Annotated in this window: 13 protein-coding genes; 4 read left to right on the top strand and 9 right to left on the bottom strand. The window is 70.8% G+C overall.

Translation table 11 applies throughout. From position 1 onward, the window contains the following. Positions 1–174 (bottom strand): helix-turn-helix domain-containing protein (locus Q1K57_RS01305; protein ID WP_300077376.1); only part of this gene is annotated, 174 nt, incomplete at its 3' end. An 89-nt stretch (positions 175–263) separates the two neighbouring features. Beyond that, positions 264–1,844: a citramalate synthase gene (gene cimA, locus Q1K57_RS01300; protein ID WP_300078062.1), complete on the bottom strand. Its 1,581-nt coding sequence runs from the start codon at positions 1,842–1,844 to the stop codon at positions 264–266. A 169-nt stretch (positions 1,845–2,013) separates the two neighbouring features. Here cimA and tpx point away from each other — a divergent pair, with 169 nt between their 5' ends. Next, complete coding sequence (gene tpx, locus Q1K57_RS01295; RefSeq protein ID WP_300078060.1) at positions 2,014–2,511, top strand: thiol peroxidase; 498 nt, start codon at positions 2,014–2,016, stop codon at positions 2,509–2,511. Between the two features lie 101 nt (positions 2,512–2,612). Next, positions 2,613–3,659 carry a hypothetical protein gene (locus tag Q1K57_RS01290; protein WP_300078057.1) on the top strand — a complete coding sequence of 349 codons (1,047 nt, stop codon included), beginning with the start codon at positions 2,613–2,615 and terminating at the stop codon, positions 3,657–3,659. On the opposite strand, the gene Q1K57_RS01285 is transcribed toward Q1K57_RS01290, so the two are convergent. From Q1K57_RS01285 to Q1K57_RS01275, 3 genes are read right to left on the bottom strand one after another with little or no spacing between them, the layout of a single operon-like run. Then, the gene (locus Q1K57_RS01285; protein ID WP_300078054.1) at positions 3,570–4,505 is read right to left on the bottom strand and encodes an N-acetylmuramoyl-L-alanine amidase; all 936 of its coding nucleotides are present in this window, start codon (positions 4,503–4,505) and stop codon (positions 3,570–3,572) included. The genes Q1K57_RS01290 and Q1K57_RS01285 overlap by 90 nt on opposite strands. A 7-nt stretch (positions 4,506–4,512) precedes the next feature. Further along, positions 4,513–5,073, bottom strand: coding sequence for a hypothetical protein (locus tag Q1K57_RS01280; RefSeq protein ID WP_300078051.1), 561 nt, complete (start codon positions 5,071–5,073; stop codon positions 4,513–4,515). A gap of 18 nt (positions 5,074–5,091) precedes the next feature. Next, positions 5,092–6,180 carry a branched-chain amino acid aminotransferase gene (locus tag Q1K57_RS01275; protein ID WP_300078048.1) on the bottom strand — a complete coding sequence of 363 codons (1,089 nt, stop codon included), beginning with the start codon at positions 6,178–6,180 and terminating at the stop codon, positions 5,092–5,094. An 84-nt stretch (positions 6,181–6,264) separates the two neighbouring features. On the opposite strand from Q1K57_RS01275, the gene Q1K57_RS01270 reads away from it, so the two are divergent. Further along, positions 6,265–7,320, top strand: coding sequence for a 3-isopropylmalate dehydrogenase (locus Q1K57_RS01270; protein WP_300078045.1), 1,056 nt, complete (start codon positions 6,265–6,267; stop codon positions 7,318–7,320). A gap of 11 nt (positions 7,321–7,331) precedes the next feature. On the opposite strand, the gene Q1K57_RS01265 is transcribed toward Q1K57_RS01270, so the two are convergent. Next, positions 7,332–9,713 (bottom strand): cation-translocating P-type ATPase, encoded by a 2,382-nt coding sequence (locus Q1K57_RS01265; protein WP_300078042.1) that lies wholly within the window; start codon positions 9,711–9,713, stop codon positions 7,332–7,334. A gap of 190 nt (positions 9,714–9,903) precedes the next feature. On the opposite strand from Q1K57_RS01265, the gene Q1K57_RS01260 reads away from it, so the two are divergent. Continuing rightward, the gene (locus tag Q1K57_RS01260) at positions 9,904–10,512 is read left to right on the top strand and encodes a transglycosylase family protein (RefSeq protein ID WP_300078039.1); all 609 of its coding nucleotides are present in this window, start codon (positions 9,904–9,906) and stop codon (positions 10,510–10,512) included. Positions 10,513–10,590: 78 nt separating this feature from the next. On the opposite strand, the gene ilvC is transcribed toward Q1K57_RS01260, so the two are convergent. The 3 genes from ilvC to Q1K57_RS01245 form a co-directional block, all read right to left on the bottom strand. Beyond that, the gene (ilvC, locus tag Q1K57_RS01255) at positions 10,591–11,619 is read right to left on the bottom strand and encodes a ketol-acid reductoisomerase (protein WP_300078036.1); all 1,029 of its coding nucleotides are present in this window, start codon (positions 11,617–11,619) and stop codon (positions 10,591–10,593) included. Between the two features lie 75 nt (positions 11,620–11,694). Then, a complete protein-coding gene (gene ilvN / locus Q1K57_RS01250; protein ID WP_300078033.1) occupies positions 11,695–12,225 on the bottom strand; it encodes an acetolactate synthase small subunit in 531 nt (176 codons plus the stop codon). Beyond that, entirely contained in the window at positions 12,222–13,985 is a 1,764-nt protein-coding gene (locus tag Q1K57_RS01245; RefSeq protein WP_300078065.1) for an acetolactate synthase large subunit, read from the bottom strand. Before Q1K57_RS01245 ends, ilvN begins: the two co-directional genes overlap by 4 nt. Between the last annotated feature and the right edge of the window lie 25 nt (positions 13,986–14,010).

Here is a 14,010-nt window from a genome sequence, read left to right as displayed (position 1 = left end):
AGTCGGCCGCGACACTCCCACCCGCTCAGCCACCCGCGTCGTCCCGACACCCTCCGCGACGGCCAACACGATCCGAGCCCGCTCAGCCCGACCCGCCGCCACCGTGCTCGACCGCGTCCAAGCCTCCAGCGTCAAGCGATCTTGATCACTCAGTTCCACAACTGATGATGGCATGCCCCATCATCCCACACCGTCAACGAACTAATGACGCACGACACTAGCCACGACCAGACCTCGGCGGGCGGCGCTCAGCGGCGCCGACCTCAGCGGGGCATCAGACCCCAGAGGTAGGCGTCATGGAGCGCCTCCCACGACGCCTCCACGACGTTGGTGCCCACGCCGACCGTGGTCCACGTGCGTTCGCCATCGGTGGTGTCGATGAGGACGCGCACGATGGCGTCCGTGCCGGACCCCATCTCGATGATGCGCACCTTGTAGTCGATGAGCTCGTAGCTCTCCACGGCCGGGAAGGCCGGCGTCAGGGCTTGCCGCAGTGCGATGTCGAGGGCGGACAGCGGCCCGTAGGCCTCACCCACCCGATCGGTCACGACCGAGCCGACGCGCACCTTCACGGTCGCCTCGGAGTCGCCCTCGTCGGTCGGCTCGCTGAACGTCAGCACCCGCCAGCGCGGCACCTCGAACGGCCGCGTCAAGGCGCCCAGTTGGTCGCGCAGGAGCAACTCGAAGCTGGCGTCGGCCGACTCGTAGCTGTAGCCGTCGGCCTCCCGCTGCTTGACCACGTCGGTGATCTTCGCGGCCAGGTCGCGATCGGACAGGTCGAAGCCGAGCTCGCCGCCCTTGAGCTGGATGTTGGCGCGCCCCGCCATGTCGGAGACCAGCATGCGCATGTCGTTGCCCACGAAGGTCGGGTCGGTGTGCTGGTAGAGGTTGGCGTCCACCTTGATCGCCGAAGCGTGCAGGCCGGCCTTGTGGGCGAAGGCAGAGTGACCCACGTAGGGCTGGCGGGCGTTCGGCTGCATGTGGGTGACCGCCGCGACGGCGTGCGAGATCGAGGTGGCCTTCGCGAGGTTCCCCGGCGGGACGATGCTCCAGCCGTACTTGAGCTGCAGGTTCGCGAGCACGGTGATGAGGTCGGCGTTGCCCGTGCGTTCGCCGTGGCCGTTCATCGTGCCCTGCACGTGCATGGCGCCGGCATCGACGGCGGCGAGGGTGTTGGCCACCGCGCACCCCGTGTCGTTGTGGCAGTGGATGCCCAGTTCGACGCCGATGGCGCCCGCCGCGCTCACGATCTCACCCATCCACGCGGGCAACATGCCGCCGTTGGTGTCGCACAGGACGACGACCTCAGCGCCGGCGTCCGCGGCCGTCCGTACGACCTCGAGCGCGTACGTGGGGTTGGCCCGGTAGCCGTCGAAGAAGTGCTCGACGTCGACGAAGACCCGCCGGCCTTCGCCCGTGAGGAACGTCACCGTGTCGGTGACCATCGCGAGGTTCTCGGCGAGGTCGGTCCGCAGCGCCCGGAAGACGTGCTCGTCGTGGCTCTTCGCGACCAGGCAGATGACCTCCGTCTCCGCGTCCAGCAACGCCTTGGTCAACGGGTCGCTGGACGCCTTGCCGCCCACCCGCCGGGTGGAGCCGAAGGCAGTCAGCTGGGCATGCTTCAGGCTGAGTTCCCCCGACGCCGCGGCCGCGAAGAACGCCGTGTCGTTGGGGTTGGCGCCGGGCCAGCCGCCCTCGATGAACGTGACGCCGAGATCGTCGAGCAGCCGTGCGATCTTCAGCTTGTCGGCGACGGTCAGCCGCAGGCCCTCTTGTTGGGCACCGTCGCGCAACGTGGTGTCGTAGAGGTGGAACTCGTCAGGGGCGACGGGGAGGGTCGTCATCGGCCGTCCTTCTCTCGTGGCATACGGCGCAGGTGCACCGGGTCAACCGCTCGATGGTGTCAGGTGCCCCCTCCGCGGGTCACGGCGGTCTCGCCGGCCGAGACGGACGCGGCCAGTGCGGCTCCCGGCCGCCCTTGGAGGCGCGTGCGCCGCATGGAAGGATCGGGCCATGGCTGAAACCAAGTTCAAGGGCAATCCCGTCCACACCGTCGGCGACCTGCCCCCGGTGGGCACCCCCGCTCCCGCGTTCACCGTGACGGACACCGACCTCGGAGACGTCACGCTCGCCGACCACGCCGGGCGGCGCGTCGTCCTCAACATCTTCCCGAGCGTCGACACCGGGGTGTGCGCGATGAGCGTCCGCAGGTTCAACGAACTCGCCGCCGGGCTGCCGGACACCGATGTGGTGTGCGTCTCCGCCGACCTGCCGTTCGCCCTGGCCCGCTTCTGTGGCGCAGAGGGGATCGACAACGTCGTCGCCGCCTCGACGTTCCGCTCGTCGTTCGCAGACGACTACGGCACCCGCCTCCTCGACGGCCCGCTCGCCGGCCTCAACGCTCGCTCGGTCGTCGTCGTGGACGCCGACGGCACGGTCATCTACACCGAACTCGTGCCCGAGACCACCCAGGAGCCCGACTACGACGCCGCCGTCGCAGCGCTCGGCTGATGCTGTCCTGAAGCCCGACGCGGGCCAGTCCGCGTGCGCCGCACGGGCGGGGCCCGGCGTCGTCGCTATGCTCGGCCCAGACCCTGAAAGGAGCTGCCCGCATGCCCGACCTCGCTGACCGGATCAGCCGCGGAGCCGTCGCGGCTCTCGACCTGGCCCCGTTCGACGACCGCTTCTCCAAGCTGTCCCGCCGGGTGCTCGCAGGGGGGGCGTCCCGGTTCTCCCGCATGGTCGCCGACGACGAGCCGGTGGAGTTCGTCATCCCCGTCGGGCTGCCGCACGAGCGCATCGACTACGGCGCGCTCGTCCTGCAACACTCACGCGCCGGGGTCGTCTGGCGGGACGCGGCGGGCGTCGACCACCACCGGGGCGTCTCGATCGACCCGGACGCCCGGGGCACCTTCTCCGCACTCACCCTCGGCGGCGAGCAGTGGCTCCGCTTCGACCTGCCGGACGCCGCCGGTCCCCTCACCTTCCTCGTCCCGCCCGTGTCGTCGCCCCTCCTGCGCAGCACCCTGATCCAGGTGCTGGGGGCCCGGCCGGGTGCCCCGGCCGCCGAGGCGACCCCGATGCCCGAGCCGGAGCCCGAGCCGGCCCCCGTGGTCGTCCCCGACCCTGAGCCGGAACCCGTGCCACAACCCGTCCAGCAACTGGAGCCGGAACCCGAGCCGGTCGCCGAGGACGACCCCACGCAGGTCATGGCTCCCGAGGGTGCGGAGTGGGCAGACGACGCGTGGGCCGGGGCACCCGCCGACGACGATCAAGCCACCTGCGTCCACGCGGCCATCCCCGCCCCCACCGAGGATCCCGACGCCACGCGCGTCCATCCCATCGCCCCGCCTGCCCCAGAACCCCTCGTCGCCGAGCCGCCAGTGGTCGAACCCCCCGTCGCCGAGCCGGCGCCGGCGGCGTCCGACGCGCTGTACCGCGACCATCTGCGCGAGGCGCCGACCGAGGTGCTGCCGACGGCCGTTCGCGAGCCCGTGGGCCCGGCCGCGGCCTACGCGCCCGTGTCCATCCCTGCGGCGCAGGCGGCCCCGGCCACCCGCCCGGGGATGTCACTGACCGTCCGAGGGTTCCTCATCGGGTTCGTCTGCGCCCTCTTCGGCGGCGGGCTGGCGCTCGCGATCCGGCTGCTCGCCGGCTGAGCGCCGCCGGATCGCCCACGCCGCCCCGGCGGCGGCGAGCGCAGCGGCGCCAGCACCGCCCACGATCCACGCCGGATCCGTGCCCGTCGCAGCGGCTGCTGCGTCCGCGGGAGTGCTGGCCGGCGTCGGGGATGGCGTCGGCAGCGGGGTGGGCGTGGGCGTCGCCGCGGCCCGCTGGAAAGCGAGGGCGGCCGGCGACAGTTGGGTGCGGACGAGCGGGTAGAGGGCATCGCCGGGGCAGGCGGTCAGGGACATGTCGCGGTGGCCGGCGATCGGGTCGGTCGTCACTTCGGCACCGCGCTTCCAGCGGTTCGAGCCGCGCGAGGTGAACGTGACCGGAGCGGTGAGGTCGATGGCGTAGCGGTCGGCCAGCCACGCACAGAGGCGAGCCGCGGCGTCCATCGCATCGGGGGTCGGGGGAGCTTGCGTGAAATCGCCCAGGAAGCAGACGAGCTGCGCGAACCCCTGCGAGCCCCCGGTGGCATCCGCCGCCACGGGGCCGGTGAGGCTGCCGGTGCGGCCCTCCCAGAGGGTGCCGAAGCGATCGACGAAGAAGTTGTAGGCGATGTCGGGCCAGCCACGCTCGGCGCTCGTGTGGAAGGCGTACACCTTCCGCAGTTCCGCGGGCACGGCTTCGGCGGCGTAGTCGTTGGCGGTGACGGTGTGGTGAACGAGCAGGAAGCGCACGTCGTCCTCGGCGGCCAACGGTCCCCGTGCGGCGCGTCCGTCGGCCCACTCGGCGCGCGACCGGATCGCGGGAACGGCGGGGGCCGCGGCGGCGTCTGGGGGTACCGCGAGGGGCGCGAGCGCGGCCGCGGTCAGGAGACGCCGCCGGGAGAGGGGCACCGCCGCCTCAGCCCTTGACCTCGCGCGGGTAGCACCGGTTGCGGTCGTCGATGTGCAGGTCGGTGCAGACGGCGACGGCATCTTGGGCGGAGGCGGCGCCGGGAACGGCGACGACCCAGTAGTTCGGCGTGAACCCGAAGGCGTTGCTGTCGAGCACGACGGGGCGGTGCATCTCGTTGCCCATCGTGGCCGCCTGGGCGAGGGCCTCTTCGGCGGAGACGGACCCCTGCGGCAGCGACTTGAGGACGGTCACCCACGTGCCGGCCTGCAACTCGGTGACGACGTTCGGGTTGGGGGTTGCGCTGGGCGTGTCGGCCGGGGAGGCCGAGTCTCCCGGCGTGGCCGTGGACGTGGGCGCCGACGTCGCGTCGGCGCTGGGCGTCGAGGCGGGATCGGCGGGGGCCAGCTCGGTGCTGGCGGCCGTCGGGCTCGGCGTGGTGGTCGCCGTAACGGCCGTGCGCGGCACGAGCGCGAACCAGGCCAGCACGATCGCGATGATGCCCGCGAGGGCCCCCAGCACGAGACCGAGCATCAGGTTGCCGCGCTGCTCGGTGACCGGGCTCGTCATAAGTCCTCCTCGGGCGCGTCAGACGACGCGCTGCATCCAGCCGTGACGGTCTTCTGCTCGACCGTACTGGATGTCGAGCACCGCATCGCGGATCTGGAGGGTGCGTCCGAAGGACTGATCGGCGGGACGCCACTCCCCCGCCTGGCTCTTGAAGCCTGCGATGGGGCTGATGACAGCCGCGGTGCCGCAGCAGAACGCCTCGACGAAGCGCCCGGAGGCGATGCCGCCGAACACCTCGGCGGCCGACAGGCGCATCTGCACCGGCGTGAGGCCGAGGTCGGCGCCGACCGTCAGGATCGAGTCGCGGGTGATGCCGTCGAGGATCGTCCCGGTGAGTTCGGGGGTGACGAGTTCCCCGTCGGCGGTGACGTAGAACACGTTCATGCCGCCGAGTTCCTCGACGCGGTCCTTGCCGGACGCCTCGATGAACATCACCTGCGTGCACCCGTGGTCGTAGCCCTCGTACTGGGCGATGAGGCTGGCCGCATAGTTGCCGCCGCACTTGGCGGCGCCGGTGCCGCCGATGCCGGCGCGGGCCCACTCGTCGGTCACCCAGATGTCGACGCCCTTGACGCCCGCCGGCCCGAAGTAGGGTCCGACGGGCGAGGCGATGACCGCGAACGTGACCCCCTGGGCCGCGCGGACGCCGAGGAACGCCTCAGAGGCGATCATGAACGGGCGGATGTAGAGGCTTTGCTCCCCCTCCATGGTGGGCACCCAGCGGGCGTCCACCGTCACGAGTTGGCGGACCGCCTCGACGAAGTCCTCCACGGGCAGCTGCGGCAGCATCATGCGGGCCGCGGAGGTCTGCAGGCGCGCCGCGTTGCGCTCCGGCCGGAACAGCCAGACCGAGCCGTCGGCGTGCCTGTAGGCCTTGAGTCCCTCAAAGATCTCCTGCCCGTAGTGGAGCACGGCGGCCGAGGGGTCGAGCACGAACGGGCCGTACGGCTTGACCACGGCGTCGTGCCAGCCGGCGTCCTTCGTCCAGGCGATCGTCACCATGTGGTCAGTGAAGTGGTCGCCGAAACCGGGGTCGGCGAGGATCTGCGCGACCTCGTCGTCGGTGCGGGCGGCCGCGTTGGCTTGAACGTCGAACTCCACAGGCATGGGGGTCACGATACTCGCCCGGGCCCCCGCCTCCGTGAGACGACCACGACGGCGTCCGTGCCCTTCTCGCTAGGCTGGGCGGTCGTGAACCGAGCAACCAAGAGCATCGCTGTGATCGGCGGAGACGGGATCGGCCCCGAGGTCGTGGCCGAGGGCCTGAAGGTGCTGACGGCGGCCGCAGGTGAGGACGCCTTCGCGTTCGTCCCCTACGACCTCGGCGCCGAGCGTTGGCAGCGGACCGGCGAGGTCCTGCCCGACTCGATCCTGGCCGAGATCGCTCAGGCGGACGCTATCGTGCTGGGCGCGGTGGGAGCCGCCCCGGGCAGCACGGCGATCCCGTCGGGGCTGCTCGAGCGCGGCCTCCTCCTGCGGCTGCGGTTCGCGTTCGACCACTACGTGAACCTGCGCCCCAGCAAGCTCTACCCGGGGGTCGTGACGCCGCTGTCGGACGCCGTCGTGGCGCGCGGCCCCATCGACTTCACCGTGGTGCGCGAGGGCACCGAGGGGCTGTACGCGGGCGTCGGCGGATCGCTCGCGAAGGGCACGGCCGCCGAGGTGGCGAACGAGGTGAGCGTGAACACGGCGCGCGGCGTCGAGCGGGTCGTCCGCGATGCGTTCGAGCGGGCGATGCGGAGGCGCAAGCACGTGACGCTCGTGCACAAGCACAACGTGCTCGTGCACGCGGGCGGCCTGTGGAACCGCATCTTCACCGCCGTGGCCGAGGAGTATCCGGAGGTCACGACCGACTACCTGCACGTCGACGCGACGATGATCATGCTCGTCCAGGATCCGCAGCGCTTCGACGTGATCGTGACCGACAACCTGTTCGGCGACATCATCACCGACCTGGCCGCCGCCGTGACCGGCGGGATCGGGCTGGCGGCGTCCGCGAACATCAACCCGACCGGGGCGTTCCCGTCGATGTTCGAACCCGTCCACGGCTCGGCGCCCGACATCGCCGGCAAGGGCATCGCCGACCCCACCGCCACCATCTCGTCGATGGCGTTGCTGCTCGACCACCTCGGTCTCCGCGACGAGGCGGCCCGCATCGAAGCCGCCGTGGACGCCGACGTCGCCGAGCGCGGCAGTGCCCCCCGCTCGACCGCAGAGGTCGGAGACGCCATCGCCGCACGGCTCTGAGGGTTGCGGCGTCAGGCCTCGCGCGGATCGAGCTCGGGGCTCTTCCAGAAGCGGTGCTTCTCGCCGAAGACCCACCCCCGGATCCACCACACCAACTCGACGAGCACGGCGCCCACACCACCGACGGCCAGACCGGTGACCATCATCAGCGTGTTGGAGGAGTCGAGATGAAACAGGTCCTGGGTGAGCGGATGCAGGAAGATGAACGCGTACGCCCCGAAGGACGCCGCCACGAGCGCGATGCGCCACCACTCGTAGGGTCGGGCGACGACGGCGAGCACCCAGGTGGCAGCGACGATCAGGGCCGCCAAGCAGGCAGCAGCGACCTGCTCGCGCCCGGCCTCGCTGTCCAGCCCGGACGCCGGCCGCACCAGCAAGTAGGTGACGAACGTGACGGCGGCGATGATCACCCCCGACGGCAGCCCGAGCCGCATGACGCGGGCGACGAAGCCCGGCCGGGCGCGCTCGTGGTTGGGCGCGAGCGACAGCAGGAACGCAGGGATGCCGATCGTGAACCAGCCCGTGATCGTCACGTGGATGGGCTGGAACGGGAACTGCACCCGCCAGAGCACCACCAGCAGCGCCAGGAGGGCCGAGTACACCGTCTTGGTGAGGAACAGGTTGGCGACCCGCTCGATGTTGCCGATGACGCGGCGTCCCTCGGCGACGACGTGCGGCAGCGTCGCGAACCGATCGTCGAGCAGCACCACCTTGGCGACGGCGCGCGTCGCCGACGAGCCGGAGCCCATCGCGACCCCCAGGTCGGCGTCCTTGAGGGCGAGCACGTCGTTGACCCCGTCGCCCGTCATCGCCACGGTGTGCCCGTCGGCCTGCAGGGCGTGCACCATCCCGCGCTTCTGTTGCGGCGTGACGCGCCCGAAGACGCTGGCCGTGCCGACGGCGTCCGCCAGCTTCTCCGGGGTGTCGAGGGTGCGAGCGTCGACGGGGTCGCCGGTCACGACGCCCAACTCGCGGGTGACCGCGCCGACCGAGCGGGCGTTGTCGCCCGAGATGACCTTCACCTGCACGCCCTGGTCGGCGAAGTACTCCAGGGTGCCGGCGGCGTCGGGCCGAACGCGCTGTTCGAGGACGACCAACGCCAGCGGCTCGACCGCGCCGGGGGCACCGTCGGCGTCCACCGGCAGCTCGGCCCGACCGACGAGCAGGACGCGGAGGCCCTGGGCGGCGATCTCCTCCGCCTCGGCCACGAGTTGGCCCGACGCGAGCACTTCGGGCGCGCCGAGCACCCAGGAGCCTGCGTCGGCGAAACTGATCCCGGACCACTTCTTGGCCGAGGTGAAGGGGGCGCGTGCGGTCGGCGTCCAAGGCCGCGCCGCAGCCGGGACCGACTCCGCGATCGCCTGCATGGACGCATTGGGGTGCGGGTCGGCAGCGACGAGTTGGGCGAGCACCTCGGCGGCCTCGCCCGCGTCATGCCCGCCGACCGGGTCGATCGAGCGGCAGCGCATGCCGTTCTCGGTGAGGGTGCCCGTCTTGTCAGCGCACACCACGTCGACCCGTGCGAGGCCCTCGATGGCCGGCAGTTCCTGCACGAGGCACTGGCGGCGGCCGAGCCGGATGACACCGAGCGCGAACGCCGTCGACGTGAGCAGGATCAGTCCCTCGGGCACCATCGGCACCAGCGCCGCCGCCATGCGCAAGACGGCCTGGCGCCAATCGACGCCGGCGTACATGAGCTGGACCACGATGGTCGCCAGCCCCACCGGGATCAACAGCCAGGTGATGAACCGCAGGATCCGGTCGATGCCCGCGCGCAACTCCGAGCGCACGAGCGTGAACCGGGACGCCTCGTCCGCCAGTTGCGCGGCGTACGCGTCGGCCCCCACCTTGGTGGCCCGATAAGTGCCTGAGCCGGAGACCGCGAAGCTGCCCGACATGACCGCGTCGCCGGCCCCTTTCGGCTCGGGGTCGGACTCCCCGGTGAGCAGCGACTCGTCGACCTCGAGGTAGTCGGCCTCGACCACCTCGCCGTCCACGACCACCTGGTCGCCCGGCGTGAGCACGATCAGGTCGTCCAGCACCACTTCGTCGCGCGCCACCCGGTGCTCCCCGTCGGCCCGGCGGACGAGCGGGTGAGCCTCGCCGAGCACGGCGAGGTTGTCGAGCGTGCGCTTCGCGCGCAACTCGCCGATGATGCCGATGGCCGAGTTGGCGATGATGAGCAGGCCGAACGCGCCGTTGATCCAAGATCCGGTGGCCAGCACGATGACGAGCAGGACGCCGAGGATCGCGTTGATGCGGGTGAACACGTTGGCCCGGACGATCTCGCCCACCGTGCGGCCGCTGCGCGGCGGCAGCGCGTTGACCTGGCCTGCGGCGACGCGCTGCGCCACCTCCTCGGGGGTCAGGCCTCGTTGCACTGTCACGGACACGCCCGACAGCATGCCACGCCCCACCGACGACCCACGCGCACCCCGGGTCGCGGCTGCCTCCGACCCAGGTCGGGCACATGCCAGTTTCCCTGTGAATCTTTCAGGCTGCTCTTGGCAGCGTCTCAGTCTTGTCGTACGGTTACTGCGTTCGGCCTAGTCCGGGGCCGGTCCCCACCGAAAGGAAACACCCATGAAACGAACCCGACAGCGCGTCGCGGCTGTGCTCGCCGCCAGCGCCGTCAGCCTCGGCGGCACACTCCTCGGCGCGCCCCAGGCGCACGCCGGCACCGTGTGGGACGCCGTGGCCGCCTGCGAGTCGAGCGGCAACTGGTCGATCAACACCGGGAACGGCTACTACGGCGGCCTGCAGTTCAGCGCTTCCACGTGGCGGGCGTTCGGCGGCACCGAGTTCGCCCCCCTCGCGCACCAGGCGACGAAGGAACAGCAGATCATCGTCGCCCAGCGCACGCTCGCGGCGCAGGGGCCGGGGGCGTGGCCCACGTGCGGCAAGCGCGCCGGGCTCACCAAGGCCAACGGCGGGGCCACCGCCTACACGCCGGGCGCCTCGACCAGTTCCTCCGCCGCAGCGGCCAGCCAGACGACGTCGCGTTCCTCCTCCCGAACCGCCACGCCGGCCACGGGCTCGAAGTTCTACACCGTGAAGCGAGGCGACACGCTGGGCCGCATCGCCGCCCGCCAGGGAATCGCCGGCGGCTGGCAAGCGCTGTGGTCGATGAACCGGGACACGATCAGCAACCCGCACCGCATTCAGGTCGGCCAGCGGATCGCGGTCGGCTGACCCTCCCCCCGGCCTCCGGTCGAACACACGAACGCTCCCCGCGGCGCGGGGAGCGTTCGTGGTTTGAGTTCGGGGCGGTCAGCGGGCCGCGGTGCCCTCGACGTAGTCGTCGTCGTGGGACTTGACCCAGCTCATGAGCTTGCGCAGCTCCTTGCCGGTCGCCTCGATCGGGTGCTTCTCGGCGTCGGCGCGGAACCGCTTGAACTCGGGGGCTCCGGCGTCCTGGTCGTCGATGAAGCGCTTCGCGAACGCACCCGACTGGATGTCGGCGAGCACCGCCTTCATCGACTCCTTGACGTGGGCGTCGATGACGCGCGGACCGGACACGTAGTCGCCGAACTCGGCGGTGTCGGAGATGCTCCAGCGCTGCTTGGCGATGCCGCCCTCGTACATGAGGTCGACGATGAGCTTCAGCTCGTGGAGGCACTCGAAGTAGGCGACCTCTGGCTGGTAGCCGGCCTCGGTCAGCGTCTCGAAACCGGCCTGGATGAGGGCGGACGCCCCACCGCACAGGACGGCCTGCTCGCCGAACAGGTCGGTCTCGGTCTCCTCGGTAAACGTCGTCTTGATGCCGCCGGCCCGCAGCCCGCCGATCGCCTTCGCGTAGGCGAGGGCGAGCGGCCAGGCCTCGCCCGTGGCGTCCACCTCGACGGCGACGATCACGGGGACGCCGCGGCCCTCCGAGTACTCGCGGCGCACCAGGTGGCCGGGGCCCTTCGGAGCCACCATGCACACGTCGACGCCCTCGGGGGCCTTGATGTAGCCGAAGCGGATGTTGAAGCCGTGCGCGAAGAACAGGGCGTTGCCCGGCTCCAGGTTGGGCTCGATCGACTCGGCGTAGATGCCGCGCTGGTACTGGTCGGGCGCCAGGATCATGACGACGTCGGCCCAGCGGGCGGCGTCCGCCACGCTGAGGACCTGCAGGCCCTCCGCCTCGGCCTTGGCGCGGCTCTTGCTGCCCTCCTTGAGGCCGACGCGGACGTCGACGCCGGAGTCGCGGAGGCTCAGCGCATGCGCGTGCCCCTGCGAACCGAAGCCGATGACGGCGACCTTGCGGGCCTGGATGACGGCCAGATCGGCGTCGTCGTCGTAGAACATCTCTGCCATGGGTTGTCTCTCCTTGTTGTGAAGTCGGTTCGGTGTGTGGGACCAGTGTGGCCGAAAGGCCGGCGTGGCCGCAGATCAGCGGATCGCCTGGCGACCGCCCTTGATGGCGCGGTCGGTGAGCGACTTGCTGCCCCGGCCGACCGCGACGAGGCCGGACTGGACCAGCTCGCGGATGCCGTAGGGGCGCAGCATCTCCAACAGGGCGTCCAGCTTGTCGGGCGAGCCGGTGGCCTCCACCACCAAGCTGTCGGCATGGACGTCGACCGTCTTGCCGCGGAACAGCTGCACGATCTCGATGATCTGGCTGCGCGTCGCCGGGTCGGCCTTCAGCTTGATGAGGACCATCTCGCGGCGCACCGCGGACGCGTCGTCCAGCTCCATGATCTTGAGCACCTCGACCAGCTTGTTGAGCTGCTTGGTGATCTGCTCCAGCACCTGCTCGCTCTCCACGCCCACCTGGAGGGTGATGCGCGAGATCTCGGGCCGCTCCGTCTGGCCGACGGCCAGCGACTCGATGTTGAAACCCCGGCGGGCGAACAGCCCGGAGATGCGGGCCAGGACGCCCGGCTTGTTCTCGACGAGAACGCTCAACGTGTAGGTACTCACAGGATCTCGTCCTCCCAGTCGGGCGCCAGGTCCCTGGCGATCATGATGTCGTCGTTGCTCGTGCCGGCGGCCACCATCGGCCACACCATCGCGTCCTTGTGGCAGACGAACTCGACCACCACCGGGCGGTCGTTGATCGCCATCGCCTTCGCCAGCACCTCGTCCACCTCGTCCGGCGTCTCGGCGCGTAGGCCGACCGCCCCCATCGCCTCGGCGAGCATCGGGAAGTCGGGGACGCGGCGGGACTCCAGGTTGGTGTTGGAGTAGCGCCCGCCGTAGAACAGCGTCTGCCACTGGCGCACCATGCCCAGGGACTCGTTGTTGATGACGGCGATCTTGATCGGAATACCGTTCAGCGCACAGGTGACGAGTTCCTGGTTGGTCATCTGGAAACACCCGTCGCCGTCGATGCCCCACACCACCTCGCCGGGTGCGCCCACCTGGGCACCCATCGCGGCAGGCACGCAGTAGCCCATCGTGCCGGCGCCGCCGGAGTTCAGCCAACGGCCGGGCTTCTCGAAGGGCAACAGGTGCGCGGCCCACATCTGGTGCTGGCCGACGCCGGCGGCGTAGATCGCGTCGCCCGCGACCTCGCCGAGCCGCTTGATGCAGTACTCGGGGCTGAGGACGCCGTCCTTGGTGGGCTCGGGGGTGAAGGCGTACTTCGCCTTGAGGTGGGAGAGGTACGTGACCCAGGCCGAGTGGTCGCCGAGGTCGGCGCCGCGCAGTTGCTGGTTCAGCTCGGCGATGACGAGTTTCACGTCGCCCACGATCGGCACGTCGACCGGCTTGTTCTTGCCGATCTCGGCGGGATCGATGTCGGCGTGGATGACCTTCGCGTGCGGCGCGAAAGTGTCGAGCTTCCCCGTGACCCGGTCGTCGAACCGTGTGCCGAGGGCGACGAGCAGGTCGGCCCGCTGGAGCGCACCGACAGCAGCGACCGTGCCGTGCATGCCGGGCATACCCAGGTTGAGCGGCTCGCTGTCGGGCACGGCACCGCGCGCCATGAGGGTGGTGACGAGTGGGATGCCGCTGATCTTCACGAGTTCGTTGAGCTCGGCGTAGGCCTGCGCTTTGACGATGCCACCCCCCACATACAGCACCGGCCGCTTCGCCTCCGCGATCAGCCGCGCCGCCTGCCGGACCTGCCGCGCGTGCGGGTTGATCGTCGGCCGGTAGCCGGGCAGGTCGACCGTGCTCGGCCAGGTGAACGGCGCGGTCGAGGCGAGGGCGTCCTTGCTGATGTCGACGAGGACGGGACCGGGCCGACCGGTGCCGGCGATGTGGAAGGCCGCCTTGATCGCGCCGGGGATGTCCTCGGGGCGGGTGATGAGGAAGCTGTGCTTCGTGATGGGGAACGTGATGCCCCGGATGTCCGCCTCCTGGAAGGCGTCGGTGCCGATCGCGGTCGAGTTGACCTGACCCGTGATCGCGACGATCGGCACGGAGTCCATGTACGCATCGGCGAGGCCGGTGACGAGGTTGGTGGCACCCGGGCCGGAGGTGGCCATGCACACGCCGACGCGTCCGGTGGCCATCGCGTAGCCCTCGGCGGCGTGCGCTGCGCCCTGCTCGTGGCGAACCAGGATGTGGCGCACCAACTGGCTCTGCCCCAGCGGGTCGTAGGCGGGCAGGATGGCGCCGCCGGGGATGCCGAAGACGACGTCTACCCCGACCCGCTCCAACGACTCGACGAGAGCCTGCGCCCCGGTGAGTTGCTTCGGCTGGGTGGCTTCGGTCATGTGATCATCCCCTTCGATCGACTCTGTGCGGTTTCGGATCCGT

This window comes from Propioniciclava sp. (assembly GCF_029977985.1).
Taxonomy (GTDB): domain Bacteria; phylum Actinomycetota; class Actinomycetes; order Propionibacteriales; family Propionibacteriaceae; genus Propioniciclava.
Note: the sequence above shows the minus strand (reverse complement) of the source record. Positions and strands in the feature narration are given on the sequence as shown.

Bases quoted from the DNA above. Each gene is read 5' to 3' on its own strand.
- tpx (WP_300078060.1), top strand. From the start codon at position 2,014: ATGGCTGAAACCAAGTTCAAGGGCAATCCCGTCCACACCGTCGGCGAC.
- Q1K57_RS01275 (WP_300078048.1), bottom strand. From the start codon at position 6,180: ATGCCTGTGGAGTTCGACGTTCAAGCCAACGCGGCCGCCCGCACCGAC.
- Q1K57_RS01290 (WP_300078057.1), top strand. From the start codon at position 2,613: ATGCCCGACCTCGCTGACCGGATCAGCCGCGGAGCCGTCGCGGCTCTC.
- Q1K57_RS01260 (WP_300078039.1), top strand. From the start codon at position 9,904: ATGAAACGAACCCGACAGCGCGTCGCGGCTGTGCTCGCCGCCAGCGCC.
- Q1K57_RS01280 (WP_300078051.1), bottom strand. From the start codon at position 5,073: ATGACGAGCCCGGTCACCGAGCAGCGCGGCAACCTGATGCTCGGTCTC.
- cimA (WP_300078062.1), bottom strand. From the start codon at position 1,844: ATGACGACCCTCCCCGTCGCCCCTGACGAGTTCCACCTCTACGACACC.
- ilvC (WP_300078036.1), bottom strand. From the start codon at position 11,619: ATGGCAGAGATGTTCTACGACGACGACGCCGATCTGGCCGTCATCCAG.